Annotated in this window: 18 protein-coding genes and 1 tRNA gene; 12 read left to right on the top strand and 7 right to left on the bottom strand. The window is 70.4% G+C overall.

The features are described from left to right. Window positions 1–119: 119 nt before the first annotated feature. A complete protein-coding gene (locus DJ017_RS07385; RefSeq protein ID WP_111528107.1) occupies window positions 120–1,403 on the top strand; it encodes a SulP family inorganic anion transporter in 1,284 nt (427 codons plus the stop codon). 10 nt (window positions 1,404–1,413) lie between these two features. Here the strand turns inward: DJ017_RS07385 and DJ017_RS07380 are convergent, their stop codons facing one another. Further along, window positions 1,414–2,097, bottom strand: a complete 684-nt coding sequence (locus tag DJ017_RS07380; protein WP_111528106.1) for an RNA polymerase sigma factor — start codon at window positions 2,095–2,097, stop codon at window positions 1,414–1,416. Between the two features lie 141 nt (window positions 2,098–2,238). Here DJ017_RS07380 and DJ017_RS07375 point away from each other — a divergent pair, with 141 nt between their 5' ends. The 5 genes from DJ017_RS07375 (at window position 2,239) to DJ017_RS07355 (ending at window position 5,788) form a co-directional block, all read left to right on the top strand. Next, window positions 2,239–2,763, top strand: coding sequence for a DUF4142 domain-containing protein (locus DJ017_RS07375; protein WP_111528105.1), 525 nt, complete (start codon window positions 2,239–2,241; stop codon window positions 2,761–2,763). Continuing rightward, window positions 2,763–3,086, top strand: coding sequence for a cupredoxin domain-containing protein (locus tag DJ017_RS07370; protein ID WP_227000057.1), 324 nt, complete (start codon window positions 2,763–2,765; stop codon window positions 3,084–3,086). The genes DJ017_RS07375 and DJ017_RS07370 overlap by 1 nt, the downstream gene beginning before the upstream one ends. A gap of 110 nt (window positions 3,087–3,196) precedes the next feature. Beyond that, window positions 3,197–4,159, top strand: a complete 963-nt coding sequence (locus tag DJ017_RS07365) for an SH3 domain-containing protein (RefSeq protein ID WP_111528104.1) — start codon at window positions 3,197–3,199, stop codon at window positions 4,157–4,159. Window positions 4,160–4,231: 72 nt separating this feature from the next. Beyond that, the gene (locus DJ017_RS07360) at window positions 4,232–4,756 is read left to right on the top strand and encodes a pyridoxamine 5'-phosphate oxidase family protein (RefSeq protein WP_111528103.1); all 525 of its coding nucleotides are present in this window, start codon (window positions 4,232–4,234) and stop codon (window positions 4,754–4,756) included. A 300-nt stretch (window positions 4,757–5,056) separates the two neighbouring features. Continuing rightward, window positions 5,057–5,788: a Crp/Fnr family transcriptional regulator gene (locus DJ017_RS07355; RefSeq protein WP_111528102.1), complete on the top strand. Its 732-nt coding sequence runs from the start codon at window positions 5,057–5,059 to the stop codon at window positions 5,786–5,788. On the opposite strand, the gene DJ017_RS07350 is transcribed toward DJ017_RS07355, so the two are convergent. Further along, window positions 5,785–6,186, bottom strand: coding sequence for a c-type cytochrome (locus DJ017_RS07350; RefSeq protein ID WP_165830551.1), 402 nt, complete (start codon window positions 6,184–6,186; stop codon window positions 5,785–5,787). The genes DJ017_RS07355 and DJ017_RS07350 overlap by 4 nt on opposite strands. Before the next feature lie 187 nt (window positions 6,187–6,373). On the opposite strand from DJ017_RS07350, the gene DJ017_RS07345 reads away from it, so the two are divergent. Then, on the top strand, window positions 6,374–8,485 hold the full coding sequence (locus tag DJ017_RS07345; RefSeq protein ID WP_111528100.1) for a M13 family metallopeptidase: 2,112 nt from the start codon (window positions 6,374–6,376) through the stop codon (window positions 8,483–8,485). A 5-nt stretch (window positions 8,486–8,490) separates the two neighbouring features. Here DJ017_RS07345 and DJ017_RS07340 read toward each other — a convergent pair whose 3' ends face one another. After that, entirely contained in the window at window positions 8,491–8,910 is a 420-nt protein-coding gene (locus tag DJ017_RS07340) for a hypothetical protein (protein WP_111528099.1), read from the bottom strand. Window positions 8,911–8,917: 7 nt separating this feature from the next. Next, window positions 8,918–9,379, bottom strand: a complete 462-nt coding sequence (locus DJ017_RS07335) for a hypothetical protein (RefSeq protein WP_111528098.1) — start codon at window positions 9,377–9,379, stop codon at window positions 8,918–8,920. Window positions 9,380–9,478: 99 nt separating this feature from the next. Between DJ017_RS07335 and DJ017_RS07330 the strand changes: the two genes are divergently transcribed. From DJ017_RS07330 to DJ017_RS07320, 3 genes are all read left to right on the top strand, one after another. After that, window positions 9,479–9,553 (top strand) — tRNA-Gly (locus DJ017_RS07330). 132 nt (window positions 9,554–9,685) lie between these two features. Then, complete coding sequence (locus tag DJ017_RS07325) at window positions 9,686–10,771, top strand: NADH:flavin oxidoreductase (RefSeq protein WP_227000211.1); 1,086 nt, start codon at window positions 9,686–9,688, stop codon at window positions 10,769–10,771. A 75-nt stretch (window positions 10,772–10,846) separates the two neighbouring features. Beyond that, a complete protein-coding gene (locus tag DJ017_RS07320; protein ID WP_111528097.1) occupies window positions 10,847–11,446 on the top strand; it encodes an HD domain-containing protein in 600 nt (199 codons plus the stop codon). Here the strand turns inward: DJ017_RS07320 and DJ017_RS07315 are convergent, their stop codons facing one another. Together DJ017_RS07315 and DJ017_RS07310 are read right to left on the bottom strand one after the other, a co-directional pair. Then, window positions 11,447–12,316, bottom strand: coding sequence for a TraB/GumN family protein (locus tag DJ017_RS07315; protein WP_111528096.1), 870 nt, complete (start codon window positions 12,314–12,316; stop codon window positions 11,447–11,449). It lies immediately after the preceding gene. Between the two features lie 60 nt (window positions 12,317–12,376). Next, a complete protein-coding gene (locus DJ017_RS07310; protein WP_111528095.1) occupies window positions 12,377–13,399 on the bottom strand; it encodes a 2'-deoxycytidine 5'-triphosphate deaminase in 1,023 nt (340 codons plus the stop codon). 170 nt (window positions 13,400–13,569) lie between these two features. Between DJ017_RS07310 and metZ the strand changes: the two genes are divergently transcribed. Then, window positions 13,570–14,769, top strand: coding sequence for an O-succinylhomoserine sulfhydrylase (gene metZ, locus DJ017_RS07305; protein ID WP_111528094.1), 1,200 nt, complete (start codon window positions 13,570–13,572; stop codon window positions 14,767–14,769). 6 nt (window positions 14,770–14,775) lie between these two features. Here the strand turns inward: metZ and DJ017_RS07300 are convergent, their stop codons facing one another. Continuing rightward, the gene (locus tag DJ017_RS07300) at window positions 14,776–15,693 is read right to left on the bottom strand and encodes an Hsp33 family molecular chaperone (protein ID WP_227000210.1); all 918 of its coding nucleotides are present in this window, start codon (window positions 15,691–15,693) and stop codon (window positions 14,776–14,778) included. Window positions 15,694–15,803: 110 nt separating this feature from the next. Between DJ017_RS07300 and DJ017_RS07295 the strand changes: the two genes are divergently transcribed. After that, the gene (locus DJ017_RS07295) at window positions 15,804–16,367 is read left to right on the top strand and encodes a DUF6580 family putative transport protein (RefSeq protein ID WP_111528092.1); all 564 of its coding nucleotides are present in this window, start codon (window positions 15,804–15,806) and stop codon (window positions 16,365–16,367) included. Window positions 16,368–16,400: the final 33 nt, after the last annotated feature.

Here is a 16,400-nt window from a genome sequence, read left to right as displayed (position 1 = left end):
CGTGGCCGCTCGCCGCAGCCTCCGTAGAATTCCTTAGTTTGGCGCCAGCGCCACTTACATTAGCCCCATCCGAAGCCCCGCCTTCCGGCCCGGCGCCCCCCAAACCGGATCTCGACCCCATGACCGAAGCGGCCCGCGCCGCCGCCAATCTCTATCGCCCCAAGCTCGCGACGACCTTCGCCGAGGGCTATGGGCTCGGCGACCTGCGCAAGGACGCCATCGCCGGCCTGACCGTGGCGATCGTCGCCCTGCCCCTCTCCATGGCCATCGCCATCGCCTCGGGCGTGTCGCCGGACCGCGGGCTCTACACCGCCATCATCGGCGGCTTCCTGGTCTCCGCGCTCGGCGGCAGCCGCTTCCAGATCGGCGGCCCGGCCGGGGCCTTCATCGTCTTGGTCGCCGCGACGGTGGCCAGGTTCGGCGTCGAGGGCCTGGCCCTCACGGTGCTGATCTCCGGCGCCCTGCTGACGCTGATGGGGCTGTTCCGCCTCGGCAACCTGATCCGCCACATCCCGCATACGGTCACGGTCGGCTTCACCGCCGGCATCGCCGTGACCATCGCCGCCAGCCAGATGAAGGACCTGTTCGGCCTGCGCCTTGCGGGCAAGGAGCCGGGCGAGTTCATCCCCAAGATCGCCGCCCTCGCCAAGGCCGCGCCGACCGCGAGCCTGTCGGCCTTCATCCTGGCGGTCAGCGTCATCGCCATCACCACCGCCATCCGCCGCTGGCGGCCGATGTGGCCCTCGATGCTGATCGCGGTGGCCGCCGCCTCGCTGGCGGCCCTGGCCCTGCACCTGCCGGTGGAGACCATCGGCACCCGCTTCGGCGGCATCCCGCACGGCCTGCCGGCCCCCAGCCTGCCGCACATCGACGCCCAGAAGATCCTGCAGGTGCTGCCGGCGGCCCTGTCCTTCACGCTGCTCGGCGGCATCGAGAGCCTGCTCTCGGCCGTGGTCGCGGACGGCATGACCGGACGGCGGCACCGCTCCAACATGGAGCTGATCGCCCAGGGCGCCGGCAACATGGCCTCGGCCCTGTTCGGCGGCATCAGCGTCACCGGCACCATCGCGCGAACGGCCACGAACGTGCGGGCCGGGGCGCGCAGCCCGGTGGCCGGCATGCTGCACTCGGCCTTCCTGCTGGCCTTCATGATCGTCGCCGCGCCGCTGGCCAGCTACATCCCGGTCTCCGCCCTGGCGGGGGTGCTGATGCTGGTCTCCTGGAACATGGCCGAGAAGGCCGAGTTCGCCCACCTGCTGCGCGACTGGCGCACCGCGGTGGTGCTGCTGGCCACCTTCGGCCTGACCGTCGTCCGGGACCTGACCACCGGCATCATCGCCGGCTGCGGCCTGGCGCTGGCGCTGTGGCTGGCGGGCCGCGGGCGCGCCAAGCCGCAGCCCTGACCGGCGGCGCCTAGGCCCGGGGCAGGCGCGCCAGCACCGCGCTGGTGATCCGCTCGCAGCGGGCGCCGAGGAACGGGAAGGCGCCGGTGAGCGCCGAGGCGAGCTGCTCGTCGAGGGCCTCGCGCAACTGGCGACGGGCGCGGAACAGGCGGGTCTTCACCGTCTCCGGCTTCACCGACAGGGCCTGGGCGGTCTCCTCGATCGTCAGCCCCTCGACCTCGCGCATGACGAACACCAGGCGGAACGCCTCCGGCAGGGCGTCCACCGCCCGCTCCAGCAGGCGCCGCGTCTGCGCCAGGGCCGCGTCGCGCTCCGGGTCGTCGGACGCGCCGGGGAAGAGGAGGATGCGGCCGGGATCGGACTGGGCCTGCTCGAGGGCGTCGAGCTCGACGGTCGGGCGGCGCTTGCGCAGCCGGTCGTGGGCCTCGTTGAGCACGATGCGCGTCAGCCAGGTGAACACCGAGGACTCGCCGCGGAACGACGGCAGGGCGGCGAAGGCGCGCAGATAGGCCTCCTGCAGGACGTCCTCGGCCTCGCCCTCGTCGCGGACCACCGAGCGGGCGATGCGGAACAGGCGCTGGTTGCCGCGCTGCATGAGGGCGGCGAAGGCCTCGCGCACGCCGGCGCGCGCCTGGGCGACCAGCTCGCCCTCGGGCAGGGCGGCGTAGTCCACCGTCTTGAGGGTCACGGCCATGCGCATCTCCCGCTCGTCATGCTGGTTGGATGAGCCGCGCGGCGCAAGGTTCCCGTGCGGCCGGCCGGAACCTGACGGGAACCTCCCGGGCCAGGCGCCATCCAAGGCTCCGGGGCGGCGATCCGCCCGAAGGAGATCCAGATGAACCTCAAGACCCTCGTCGCCTCGGCTGCGGTCAGCCTGATCCTGCCGGCCGCGGCGCATGCGCAGGCGGCCAAGCCGAACGACGCCCAGATCGCCCACATCGCCTACACCGCCGGCGCCATCGACGTCGCCGCGGGCAAGCAGGCGCTGGCCAAGTCCAAGGACAAGCAGGTGCGCGCCTTCGCCGCCGAGATGGTGCGCGACCACACCGCGGTGAACGACAAGGCCCTGGCCCTGGTGAAGAAGCTCGGCGTCACCCCGCAGGACAATCCGACCAGCGCCTCGCTGCAGACCGGGGCCTCGGCCAAGCTGAAGTCCCTCGCCCAGCTCTCCGGCCCGGCCTTCGACAAGGCCTACGTCGCCAACGAGGTCGCCTTCCACAAGACCGTCAACGGGGCCCTGCAGTCGACCCTGATCCCCGACGCCCAGAACGGCGAACTCAAGAGCCTGCTGCAGAGCGGGCTGAAGCTGTTCGAGGAGCACCAGCACCACGCCGAGATGCTGGCGCACGGGATGAAGTGATGCGCGCCGCGCCGCTCCAGATCCTCGTCCTGGGCGCGCTGCTGACGGTCGCCGGCTGCGGGAAACCGCAGCCGCGCACCTTCACGGTGACCATCGCCGACATGGCGTTCGGGCCGGCCCCCGCCGACGCCCGGGTCGGTGACCACATCCGCTTCGTCAACGCCGACATGTTCGAGCACACCGCGACGGCGCGGGACGGCGCCTTCGACCTCGACCTCGCGCCCAAGGCGAGCGGCGAGGCGGTGCTGAGCCGGGCCGGCCAGCTCGCCTTCTACTGCCGCTTCCATCCGGGAATGACCGGCGTGATTGCGGTCTCGCCCTGAAGACCGCCCCGGGGCTGCAACCTTGGCTTAAGGAGTTCCCCTGATTGAGGGCGCTCGGGGCTTCGGGCTAAGCTCGGCCCCAGGACCTCAACTCAGAAGGGGGCGCCTTCATGCGCAAGTTCTCCGCGACCGCCGTCGCGCTCGGCCTCGCCGCTTCCCTGGCCGCCGTGTCTCCCGCCGCCGCGCAATACGGCATGGACAAGAAGCCGCCGAAGAACGCCGCGACGCCCGAGCTGCCCCGTTGCGCCACCCCGCTCGGCCGCGCCGCGGTCCGCGAGCCGGAGCGCGACTGGTGGACGCCGCTGGGCCTGTCCAACCCCGAGGCCCTGCTGAAGCTGTTCGCGGCGCGCTCCAACTGCCTGCGCATCGTCGACCGCAACGCCGGCCTGGCCATGCGCAACCAGGAGGCCGCCCTGGGCGCCTCGGGCGACCTGCGCCGCGGCTCCAACATCGGCAAGGGCCAGGTGGCCGGCGCCGACTTCTTCATCGTGCCGGACATCGCCAACTCGAACTCCAACTCCGGCGGCTCCAACCTCGGCGCCATCGCCGGCGGCCTGATCGGCGGCCGCGTCGGCGGGCTGGTCGGCGGCCTGCGCACCAAGAGCTCCGAGGCCCAGGCGCTGATCACCCTGGTGGATGCGCGCACCACCGAGCAGCTCTATGTGGCGGAGGGCGTCGCCAAGAAGACCGACGTCGGCTTCGAGGTCGGCGGCGGCGGCGGCGGCTGGGGCGGCTTCGCGGCGGCGGCCGGCGGCGGCTATTCGAACACCGAGATCGGCAAGGTGATCTCGGCCGCCTATTTCAACGCCTTCATCGACCTCGTGCACTACATGCAGAGCGGCTCGGCGCCGACCGGCGAGCAGGCCAGCCAGGCGGCGGGGACCCAGGGCTATCACGTGACCCAGGCCACCACCGTGCGGGTCACCCCCTCGCCCAAGGCCAAGGCCGTGCGCACCGTGGCCGTCGGCGACCTCCTGTTCCCCACCGGCCAGAAGAACGGCATCTGGTGGGAAGTGGACGACGAGAACGGCAACCGCGGCTGGGTCACCTCGACCACCATCAGCCCGCGCTGAGGCCGAGCGGAACCGTAGGAACCGGTGTTTGGCGACCGGGTTGAGGGGCGGACCCTCGACCCGGAGACCGCCATGACCACCGACTCCCAGAACGACCACGACGCCGACCGCAAGCTGGACCAGGGCGAGGCCGAGACGCGGCTCTGGGACGCCATGGAGAAGCGCCGCATCGGCATGCTCGGGCCCGCCGAGGGCGGCCAGCACTTCCAGCCGATGACCGCCTTCGTCGAGCGCGACACCGGCCAGATCTATTTCTTCGCCTATGCCGACAGCGACCTCGCCGCCCTGATCGGCGCCGGCGCCCCGGCGATGTTCGTCTTCCAGGACGACGACGACCTCTATGCCTGCATCGAGGGACGGCTGAGCCCCGACGCCGACCGCTCCCGGATGGATCGCTACTGGAGCCCGATGGTCGCGGCCTGGTATCCGGAGGGCAAGGACGACCCGCGGCTGACCCTGCTTCGGCTCGACTGCGACGATGCCCAGGTGTGGATCACCAAGGCTGGCCCCGTGCGGTTCGCCTGGGAGGTCGCCAAGGCCAACGCCCGCCACGAGCGGCCCGACCTGGGCGGCCAGACGCGGCTGGATCTTCACTGAAAGCCCCGCGGCCTCCTGCCCGAAGCAGATTTCGGGAGCGCAATAGTTAGGCGCTCCCGAATCATTTCTTTCAGCGCGCGAGATGTCCCGATTCTCGCGCCGGAATGGCGGTCAGATATAGTTACGTCGCCTGCCCGACATTCTCGAACTCCCGCAAAAGTCCTTCCTTCGATACTTTCGACGCAATCTTTTCTGCACTTCCGGGGATAAACGCGGCGGAATGTCGAGTTCTCGACAGTCTTTGCCTCATCGCATCGATAACTTGAAACCTAAGCCGGACGGCGACGTTTCGTACCCCCGATGCAGAGGCCTTATTCCGCGTTGCCAAACCTGCTGCTCGCCGCTCTTCCGCCGGACGACTACGGGCTGCTGGCGCCCCACTTCGCCCATGTGGAGCTGGAGCGGGGGCGGTTGCTCTACGATCCGGGCGACCGGATCGACTACATCTATTTCCCCCACGACGGCGTCATCTCGCTGATGACGCTGATGGACAGCGGCGCGGCCATCGAGAGCGCCACCATCGGCCGCGAGGGCGCCCTGGGCCTGGCCGCCGCGGTGGCGCCTCGCGCCTCGCTGGTGCGGGCCATCGTCCAGACGCCGACGCGCGGGGTGCGGATCAGCGCCACCCAGATGCACGAGGCCTGGGAGAAGAGCGCCAAGATCCGCGAGCTGGTCGACCGGCATGGCGAGGCCCTGTTCGGTCACGCCATCCAGTCGGTGGCCTGCAACGCCCTGCATTCGGTGGAGGCGCGGTTCTGCCGCTGGCTGCTCACCTGCCACGACCGGATCTCAACCGACACCATCGCCCTGACCCAGGAGTTCCTGGCCGACATGCTGGGGGTGCAGCGCACGACGGTCACCGCCGTCGCCCGCGCCCTGCAGGAGAAGGGCGCGATCCGCTATCGCCGGGGCGTGGTGGACATCATCGACCGGGCCGCCCTCGAGGCCATGACCTGCGAGTGCTACGGCGTCATCCGCCGCACCTACGAGCGCCTGCTGCCCGAGAGCCAGAAGGCGAGCGCCGTCGGCTAGCAGGCGGTGGCGATGCAGGGCCGCGCCCGCAGGCGCCGGTCCTTGGCGGCCGGCGCCTTCAGGCTCTGCATGAACGCCGCCAGGTCCTCGGACTCCGACAGGGTGAGGAAGCGCTGCGGCATGCCGTAGTGCGGATTGCCGAGCAGCAGCTTGAGCCGCGCCTGCAGGGCATGCGGCGGGATCGGCGGCAGGTCGCGGAACGGCGGCGCGGCGCGATAGACGCTGGCGCCCACCGGATTGATGCTGTGGCAGCCGGCGCAATAGGTCGCCGCGAGCTCCTGGCCGCGGGCGATGGCCGCGGACCGCGTCTCGGGCCTCGCCGGATGAGCGGCGGCGAAAAGAGTCACCACAAAGGTCATGGCCGCGACGGCGGTCCGCGCGCCCGCATGCGCCGTCATGGCAGCACCCCCGCTCCCCGAAGATCCGGTACGGTGAAGACGCCACGCGGGCGCGAAGCGGTCCAGCGCCCGGCGCGCGAGAGTGCGACGCGGCGCTACTTGCGCGCGCAGCATTCTTCCTCTCTTGATGCCGCTCCGCGGTCGGACGATCCAAGAACCGGCCCTTCAACGCTGTATCGGGGGCGAAATGACGCCGTTCTTTAGAAGCCACTTGCTGTCCGCCGCGGCCGTCGCCGCCCTCGCCCTGTGCGCCGCGCCCGCCGCGGCCCAGACGGCTCAGATGGACCAGACGGCCAAGCCGGACCTCGCCCACAAGGCCTCACAGGAAGCGGCCTCGTCGCTGGCGGCGCCGAAGTACGGGACCTGGGGCTTCGACCTGTCGGGCATGGACCGCAGCGTGAAGCCGGGCGACGACTTCTTCAAATACGCCAACGGGACCTGGGACCAGCGCACCGAGATCCCCGCCGACCGCGTGCGCTACGGCAACTTCAACAAACTGCGCGAGCTCTCCGAGAACCGCATGCACGCGATCCTCGAGGACGCCGCGGCCGGCAAGCTCGCCGACCCCGACGCGGCCAAGATCGCCGCCGGCTACCGCTCGTTCATGGACGAAGCCTTGGCCGAGAAGCTGGACGCCAGGCCGATCGCGCCGGAGCTGGCGCAGATCCGGGCGGTGAAGACCAGGGACGGCTTCACCGGCCTGATGGCCAAGGCCAACACCACCGCCTTCACCACCGTCCTGCCGGTGTTCATCACCATCGACGCCAAGGCCCCCACCCGCTACGCGGTCTCGGCCGCCACCGGCGGGCTCGGCCTGCCCGACCGCGATTACTATCTGCAGCCCGGCTTCGCGGAGAAGAAGGCCAAGTACCAGGCCTATGTGGCCCAGATGCTGGGCATGATCGGCTGGGACAAGCCGGCCGAGAACGCCAAGGCCATCGTCGACTTCGAGACCCGCCTGGCCGAGGCGAGCTGGAGCCGGATCGAGCGCCGCGACCGCGACAAGACCTACAATCCGATGAGCCCGGCCGAGCTCTCCGCCTACACCCCCGGCCTCGACTGGAACCGCTACCTGGCCGGCGCCGGCCTGCCCAAGGTGGAGCGCGTGGTGGTGACCACCAACACCGCCTTCCCCAAGGTGGCCAAGGTCTATGACGAGACGCCTCTGGAGACCCTGAAGGCCTGGCAGGCCTTCCACGTGGCGGACAACGCCGCGCCCTACCTCTCCAAGCGCTTCGTCGACGCCAACTGGAGCTTCCGCCAGCACGAGCTGGCCGGCCAGCCCGAGCAGCAGGCGCGCTGGAAGCGGGCGGCGGCCTTCATGGACGGGGCGATCGGTGAATCCGTCGGCCGCGTCTATGTGGCGCGCTACTTCCCGCCGGAGAGCAAGGCCAAGATGGACGCCCTGGTGGGCGACATCCGCACGGCCCTGGCCGCCCGCATCGAGAAGCTCGACTGGATGGGGCCGCAGACCCGCGCCAGGGCGCTGGAGAAGCTCTCCAAGTTCACCGTCAAGATCGGCTATCCCACCCACTGGCGCGACTACGCCAAGCTGGAGCTGAAGGCGAACGACCTCTACGGCAACGTCACGCGGGCCGGCGCCTTCGAGTGGAACCGCGACGTGGCGCGGCTCAACCAGCCGGTGGACAAGTCCGAGTGGGGCATGACCCCGCAGACGGTCAACGCCTACTACAACTTCGCCAACAACGAGATCGTCTTCCCGGCGGCGATCCTGCAGGCGCCGTTCTTCGATCCCGACGCGGACCCGGCGATCAACTACGGCGGCATCGGCGGGGTGATCGGCCACGAGATCAGCCACGGCTTCGACGACCAGGGGCGCAAGTCCGACGGCGACGGGGTGCTGCGCGACTGGTGGACGGCCGAGGACGCCGGCAAGTTCAAGGTCCAGGCCGAGCGGCTGGGCGCCCAGTACTCGGCCTTCGAGCCCCTGCCCGGCGCGCACGTCCAGGGCGGCCTGACCATGGGCGAGAACATCGGCGACATGGGTGGGCTGAGCCTCGCGCTCGACGCCTACCACGCCTCGCTGAAGGGCCAGCCGGCGCCGGTGGTGGACGGTTTCACCGGCGACCAGCGGGTGTTCCTCGGCTGGGCCCAGGTGTGGCGCGAGAAGACCCGCGACGAGGCCCTGCGCCAGCAGGTGGTCACCGACCCGCACTCGCCGGCCTACTACCGCGTCGACGGCACGATCCGGAACATCGCCGGCTGGTACGAGGCGTTCGGCGTCAAGCCGGGCGACAAGCTCTATGTGCCGCCCGAGGAGCGCGTGAAGATCTGGTGAGGCCGCTAGCGGCCGAGGTCCACGCGGTAGACGGCCGGCTTGCCGTAGGGATTGTGGATCTCGGCCACATAGCCGTGGCCTTCGGCGGGCGGGTTGACCTGGACCGCGAAGAGGGTGCGCTCGTCGTTGCGCCAGAGCAGCCAGCCGCGCTCGGACCAGCCGGCGGCGTCGTGCACCCGCAGGCCCTTGCGGTTGACGGCGTTGGCGAAGTCGTCGCGCTCGAACCGGTTGCCGCCGGCGACGGTGAAGCGCACCTCCACCTCCCACGGCACGCCCTGGTGGGCGCGGGAATAGGATGCGGCCGAGACGGCGCGCAGGGTGAACGGGCCCATGGCCATGTCCTCGCCCATGACCGCGGGCGTCGGCTGCGGGGCGCAGCATGCGAGGGCCAGTACGGCGGCCAGGACCGGGAGCGCGGTCAGCACCGGGAGTTCAGGGCAGCGCACGGACGGCCTCGCGGGCGGCTGTGTGCGAGCGGTCCTCGGCCATCGCCTCGGCGCCGGGCAGGCCGTAGTAGCAGTACATGATGTAGGCCTCGCGCGCGGAGACCAGGTCGTAGTTGAGGCGCACCAGCCGCTCGTCCGCCCAGCGCACATGGACCAGCTTGTCGGTCCCGCCGGCCTCGTCGATCAGCCGGGTGAGCGCGGTGTTGGCGTTGAAGCAGGCGGTCTTGGCCTTGAGCCGCTCGGCCTTGGGGCGCGCCGCGTCGCCGAGGATCGCCAGGGCCGCGTGCATCCGGTCGAGCTCGGCGACCATGGCCCGTGCGCAGGGGCCGTACTGGGCGCGGCTGACCCCGGCGTCGGTGTAGGTCAGGCCCGCGCAGGCGCTCTTCTTCGGCCCGGCGCAACCCGCCAGGGCCAGGACGCAGACGGCGAGCAGGACGAGACGCCTCATGCCCCAGCGCTAGACCCGCGCCCGCCCAGGGCCTTGATCGCGATCAAGCCCGCGCCCCGGCTTGAGACCCTCTGGAAGACCCGCTAAGGGGAAGGCTGCGCGGGTGTAGTTCAGAGGTAGAACGTCAGCTTCCCAAGCTGAATGTCAGGGGTTCGATTCCCCTCACCCGCTCCAAGCCTCCCCGCAGACCCCTGCCGCCCGCGACCCTGTCTCACAGGCGCCGCAGAATCCCTGCATTGGCGCCCTTGCGGCAGCTTCGCTAGGGTTCAGCCCGAACAAGCGTTTGAGGATGCTGCCTTGACCGACGTGCTGTCGCCGATGTCCTTCGCCCGCGGACCTGAGATGAAGAACAGGTTCGCGCTCGCCCCGCTCACCAACTCCCAGAGCCACGCCGACGGCGTGCTGTCGGACGAGGAGTTCCACTGGCTGACCCTGCGGGCCAAGGGGGGCTTCGGCCTGACCATGACCTGCGCGGCCCACGTCCAGGCCGTCGGCCAGGGCTTCCCCGGCCAGCTCGGCGTGTTCGGCGACCAGCACCTGGCGGGGCTGACCCGGCTGGCCAAGGCCATCAACCAGGAAGGCTCGTTGAGCGTCGTCCAGCTGCACCACGCCGGCAACCGCTCGCCCAAGGAGCTCGTCGGCCAGCCGGTCTGCCCCTCCGACGATCCGGAGACGGGCGCCCGGGCGCTGAGCGCCGCCGAGGTCGAGCAGTTGATCGAGGACTTCGTGGCCGCGGCCGTGCGCTGCGAGAAGGCCGGCTTCCACGGCGTCGAGATCCACGGCGCCCACGGCTACATCCTCGCCCAGTTCCTCTCCCCGGAGATCAACAAGCGCACGGACAAGTGGGGCGGCAGCCTCGAGAACCGCATGCGGATCATCAAGGAGATCATCGCCGGCATCCGCGCCCGCACGGGCAAGGACTTCAACCTCGGCCTGCGCCTGTCGCCGGAGCGGTTCGGCCTGAAGCTGCTGGAGATCCGTGAGGTCGCCGCCGAGGTGCTGCGCGACGGCCAGCTCGACTACCTCGACATGAGCCTTTGGGACTACGCCAAGGAGCCGGTGGAGGAGGAGCACAAGGGCAGGAGCCTGATGAGCTTCTTCACCGACCTGCCGCGCGGCGAGACCCGGCTGGGCTGCGCCGGCAAGATCATGAGCGGCGACGATGTGCGCGCCTGCCTGGATCAGGGGATGGACTTCGTCTTCCTCGGCCGGGCGGCGATCCTGCACCACGACTATCCGAAGCAGTACGCCGCCGATCCGGACTTCGAGCCGGTGGCGCGGCCGGTGAGCCCGGAATACCTGGCGTCGGAAGGGCTCAGCCCCACCTTCGTGCAGTACATGCGCAACTGGCCGGGCTTCGTCACGGCCCCGGCCGTGGAGCCGGCGGAGTAGGCCTCGCCGCGTTGACGTGCGGCCAGGCCGGCCGCACGATCACCGCCAGAAGAACAAGATCACAGGGAGGCCGCGATGGCCGACGACGCCAGCATCCAGGTTCAAGACCGCGCCAAGTTCCACGCCATGACCGAGGGCACCCTCGAGGACTGGCAGACGATCATGCGCGCCAACGCCCAGCATCGCGGCCAGCACGTCGACGCCATCCTGGCGCACCTGAAGCTGTTGGACGAGGACTACGGCGGCTACGCCGTGGACCGGCTGGAGCACTCGCTGCAGACCGCGACCCGCGCCCACAAGGACGGCCGCGACGAGGAGTACGTGGTCTGCGCCCTGCTGCACGACATCGGCGACATCCTGCTGCCGGCCTCACACGCCGAGATGGGCGCGGCGATCCTCAGGCCCTACATCTCCGACGCCAACCACTGGATGCTGGAGAAGCACGGCGTCTTCCAGGGCTACTACTTCTTCCATCACCTGGGCCTCGACCGCGACATGCGCGAGGAGTACCGCGGGCATCCGCACTTCGAGTACTGCGCCCAGTTCTGCCACCTCTACGACCAGAACTCGTTCGACCCGACCTACGAGTCCATGCCGCTGGAGGCCTTCGTGCCGATGATGCGGCGGGTGATGGATCGGCCCAAGCGCTCGATCTACATGCGGCCAGCCGAATAGCTACTGGATGCGCTCGACGTCGTAGCCGCGGGCCCTGAGCAGGGCCGGCAGGCCGTCGTCGCCCATCATGTGCAGGGCGCCTACGTTGACCAGCTCGACGGGGGCGCCGGTGGCGAGCTCGCGCTCCAGCCGGGCGGCCCAGGCCTCGTTGCGTCGCTTCAGGAGGGCGTTGTAGAGCGCTGGGTTGTTGGTCTTCATCTGACCGACCAGGGCCGGCCCCAGGCGGGCGAGATCGCCGTCGAGCCAGGCCTGCTCCATCGGCTCCTGCCTGGCGGGGCCATGGCCCGACGGCCGGCTGCGCTCCTTCAGCACGTCGGCGAGGTACTTCACCTCGGCCGGTTCGGGCAGGTCGGCGAAGAGGCGGGCCTGATCCTCAAGGGTCTCGAAGAACTTCACCGGCTTGGCGCCGGCGCGGGCGGTCCGCGTCATGGCGATGTCGGCCCCGGCCTGCACCTGGGCGCCGCCGGAGAGGACGGGCTGCATGGAGAGCATCAGGGCCGCCGCCCAGGGCCGCAGGTGGTCGATGCGCGCGAGGTCGGCCTGGCGGCGCAGGACCTCGACCTGGGAGGGAGCGAGCTTCTGGCTGAGCGGGTGCAGCGGATCGACGCCGTAGTGGGCGACGAGGTCGGCCACGGCCTTCGGGTCGGCGCCTTCGACGTCGGTCTCGAACCACAGGGTCTGGGCCTGGCCGAACACCTGATCGTAGAGCGGCGTGCGCCAGGCCTTGGCGGCGGCCGGCGACAGGGCGTGGAGCGTGCCGAACAGATAGATCTTGGCGTGGTCGGATTTGACGAGCCAGAGGGCCGGCGCAGCATCCGCCGCGCCAGCCGCTCCGAGCCCCCCGATCAGGACCGCGGCCGCAGCCGCCATCCTGCAAAACCAACGCTTCACGCCGTCGCTCCCGCCCCTTGTCTCCCGGGGCGCGGCGGATCAGTTCCCCCAGGCCCTGAAGTGCTTGGATAGCTTGAGGCCCTGGCGCTGGTAATGCGACCCGAGGTCGCCGTAGAGCCGCGCGGGCCGGGCGGTCAGCGGCTCGTAGACCAGCCGGGCGACCGTCTGGCCGTCCTCCAGGATGAAGGGGGTCTCGTGGCTGCGCACCTCGAGCACGCCGCGGCTGCCCTTGCCGTGCGCCTCGTCGGTGCCGAAGCCGGGATCGAAGAAGCCGGCGTAGTGGACGCGGAACTCGCCGACCGAAGGGTCGATGGGCGTCATCTCGGCCGCTTCCATGACCGGGATCTCCACCGCCTCCTTCGAGGCCAGGATGTAGAATTCGCCGGGATCGAGCAGCAGCTGGCCGTCGCGCGGGATCAGGGGCTCCCAGTAGTCGCTCGGGTCGTGGCCGTCCTCGCGGTCGAGGTCGACGACCGGCGCGTGGCGGCGGGCGCGGAAACCGGCGATGCCGTCGGTGAGGTCGACCCCGACGCTCTCGATGCGCAGCCGCGAGGGTTGGCCGCGCTTGAGCCGCAGCTGGTTGAGGCGCGTGCCCTGGCGCACCAGGACCGAGAAGGTCTGGGGCGCGATCTCGATGTAGATCGGGCCATGGTAGCCCTCGGCCACGTCGTCGAAGGCGGGACCGGCGTCGGACAGCAGGCGCACGAAGACGTCGACCCGGCCCGTGGAGCTCTTCGGATTGGCCCGGGCCGAGACGCCCGGCGGCAGCTTCAGATGCTCCTGCAGCTCCGCGATGTAGACGCAGCCGCGCTCCAGCACCGCGCCCTTGGTCAGGTCGAGCTCGTGCATGGCCACGTCGGCGATGCGCTCGGTCACCTTGCGGCCGCGGCCGGGCAGGAAGGAGGCGCGCACCCGCCAGGCGCGGGCGCCGAGCCGCAGGTCGAGGCTGGCCGGCTGGACCTGATCCTTGTCGAACGGCTTGTCGGAGAGGATCGCGCCCTTGGCGATCAGCTCGTCGATGGACTGCGAGGGCAGGATGCCCGGGGCGGTGGTATCGCTCATGGGCGGCGAAGACTTAACGCAGACGGCGAGTCTGGCAAGGTTCGGCTCAGCTTTCCTTCTCCGCGCGACGAGACTGGCTGCCACCTTGGGCAGAATCCCTGCCTTGACCTCGGCGCCCGCGTGCGGTTCCTGCCCCCACCGTTCTGGCTTTGCGACGAAAGGGGCCCGCCATGGCCGAAGATCCGCGCGCCGAGGATCCCAAGAACTGGGAGATCGAGACCAGGTCCGTCCGCGGCGGCATGGCCCGCTCGCCGTACGGAGAGATCTCCGAGGCCCTGTTCCTGACCCAGAGCTTCGCCTACCCCAGCGCCGAGGCCGCCGACCGGCGGTTCAGCGGCGAGGATCCCGGCTTCATCTACCAGCGCTTCGGCAACCCCACGACGTCGATCTTCGAGGACCGCCTGGCGCTGATCGAGGGCGCCGAGCAGTGCCGCGCCACCGCCTCTGGCATGGCCGCGGTGCAGATGGCGCTGATGGGCCTGGTGCGGGCCGGCGACCACATCGTGGCCGGCCGCGCCCTGTTCGGCTCGTGCCGCTGGATCCTGTCGAACTGGATGCCGCGCTTCGGGGTGGAGACCACCTATGTGGACGCCACCGACCTCGACGCCTGGAAGAACGCCGTTCGGCCCAACACCAAGGCCTTCCTGGTGGAAAGCCCGGCCAATCCGCTGCTGGAAGTCACCGCCATCGGGGCGGTGGCCGAGATCGCCCATGCGGCCGGCGCCAAGCTGGTGGTGGACAACGTCTTCGCCACGCCCGTCTTCCAGAAGCCGCTGGCGCTCGGCGCCGACGTGGTCGTCTATTCGGCCACTAAGCACATCGACGGCCAGGGCCGGGTGCTCGGCGGGGCGATCCTCGGCTCCCAGGCGGTGATGGACGAAGCCTACAAGGACATGCTGCGCCACACCGGCCCGGCGCTGTCGCCGTTCAACGCCTGGGTGCTGATGAAGGGACTGGAGACGCTGGAGCTTCGCGTCGTGCGCCAGGCCGAGGGCGCGGCCAAGCTGGCTGAGGCGATCGCCGCCTCGTCCAAGGCGAGGTCGGTGCTCTATCCGACGCGGCCCGACCATCCGCAGGCGGCGGTCATCGCCAACCAGATGACCGGCGGCGGCAACGTCGTGGCCTTCGACCTCGGCAGCCGCGAGGCCGCCTGGCGGTTCCTGAACGCGCTGCAGATCGTCGACATCTCCAACAACCTCGGCGACGCCAAGTCGATGGCCACGCACCCGTGCACGACCACGCACCGCTCGATGTCGGACGCCGAGCGGGCCGAGATCGGCCTCACCGAAGGCTGGGTGCGGATGAGCGTCGGCCTCGAAGGCGTCGGCGACCTGACCCGCGACGTCTGCCGGGCGCTGGACGCGGCCTGACCCCGGTCAGGCCGCCGCTTCGTCGAGGCTGTCGGGCTCGACCGCATAGACGCGGCTGCAGTACTCGCAGGTGACGCGGATCTTGCCGTCGTCCTCGACCATCTCGGCGCGGTCGGCGGCCGGGAAGGACTTGAGCACCGTCTCGATGCGGTGCTGCGAGCAGCGGCAGAAGGCGCGCAGCATCTTCGAGCCGAACACCCGCACCCCGTCCTCGTGGAAGAGCCGCCACAGCAGGGTGTTGGAGGCGAGCTCCGGGTCGATCAGCTCGTCCTCGCCGATGGTCTCGAAGAGGGCCTGGGTGCGGTCCCACGCCTCCTGGGTCGAGCCGCGGGCGTCGTCGCCGGCGATGTGCTGGATGAGCACGCCGCCCGCGCGCCACTTGGGGCCCTGGCCGTCGTCGGCCTGGCCGACGGCCAGCAGGATGCGGGTGGGCGTCTGCTCGGACTGGGCGAAGTACTGCTCGGCGCAAAGCGCCAGGGTCTCGCCCTCGATGGCGGTGACGCCCTGGTAGCGGTCCATGTCCTCGCCCTGGTCGATGGTCATGATGAACACGCCGTCGCCGAGCAGCGAGCGCGCGCCGGGCCGCTGGAAGCCCTCGCAGGCCTTGGCGACCTCCTCCTCGGAGTAGCGGCAATAGCCGCGCAGCCCGCCGGAGGTGTCGTAGTCGGCGACCACGTAGCGGACCGGGCCCGAGCCCTGGGCCTGGACGATCAGCCGACCCTCGAACTTCATGTTGGAGCCCACCAGGGCGGCGAGCGCGCAGGCTTCGCCCAGCAGGTTGGCCACCGGCTCCGGATAGGAGTGGCCGGTCAGGATCTCGTGGATGGCGGGACCCAGCCGGGCGAGGCGGCCGCGGACGGGCTCGCCTTCGATCTGGAAGGCGCCGACCAGGTCATCGGAAACTGTCGTCATGCGGCCCCATATAGGATGCTGGGACGATTTCGCGAGCCTGCGCTGCGTCGCAGCCTTCCGGAAGGCGCGGGCTACCTTGCGGCATCTGTCGCGACAAGACGACGCGCGCTATAGGAGGGGTCATGTCGAAGATCGCCCAAAAGCTTTCCGCTCTCGGTCTGACCCGCGCCGGCGCCCTCGCCGCGATCGCCGCGGTGTGCCTCTACCGGATCGTCCCGCACCTGCCGAACCTGACGCCGGTCGGCGCGATGTTCGTGCTCGGCGGGCTCTATCTCGGCGGCGGGTTGATGTGGATGGCCGCGCCGTTCATCGGGCTGCTGATCTCCGACACCGTGCTGAACCTGGCCTTCGACGGCCGCGCCGTGCACCCGGACCGGGCGTTCGACTACCTGGCCTTCGCCCTCATCGCGCTCGGCGCCCGCTGGGCGGCCAAGCGTCCGGCCGCGGCCCGGATCGGCGTCGTCGTCGGCGCGCCGGTCGCCTTCTTCCTGGTCTCCAACTTCGGCGTCTGGCTGGCGGGCGGCATGTACGCCCACACCCCGGCGGGCCTGGCGGAATGCTACACCGCCGCCCTGCCCTTCTTCCGCGGCACCCTGTTCGGCGACTGGCTGTTCGCCGGCGCCGGCATGCTGATGCTGGAAGGCCTGAAGACCCGCGAAGCCAGGACCGCCGCCCTGGCGGCCTAGTCCTTTTCCCTCCTCTTTAGGGGAGGGATGATC

This window comes from Phenylobacterium soli (assembly GCF_003254475.1).
GTDB lineage: Bacteria > Pseudomonadota > Alphaproteobacteria > Caulobacterales > Caulobacteraceae > Phenylobacterium > Phenylobacterium soli.
Note: the sequence above shows the minus strand (reverse complement) of the source record. Positions and strands in the feature narration are given on the sequence as shown.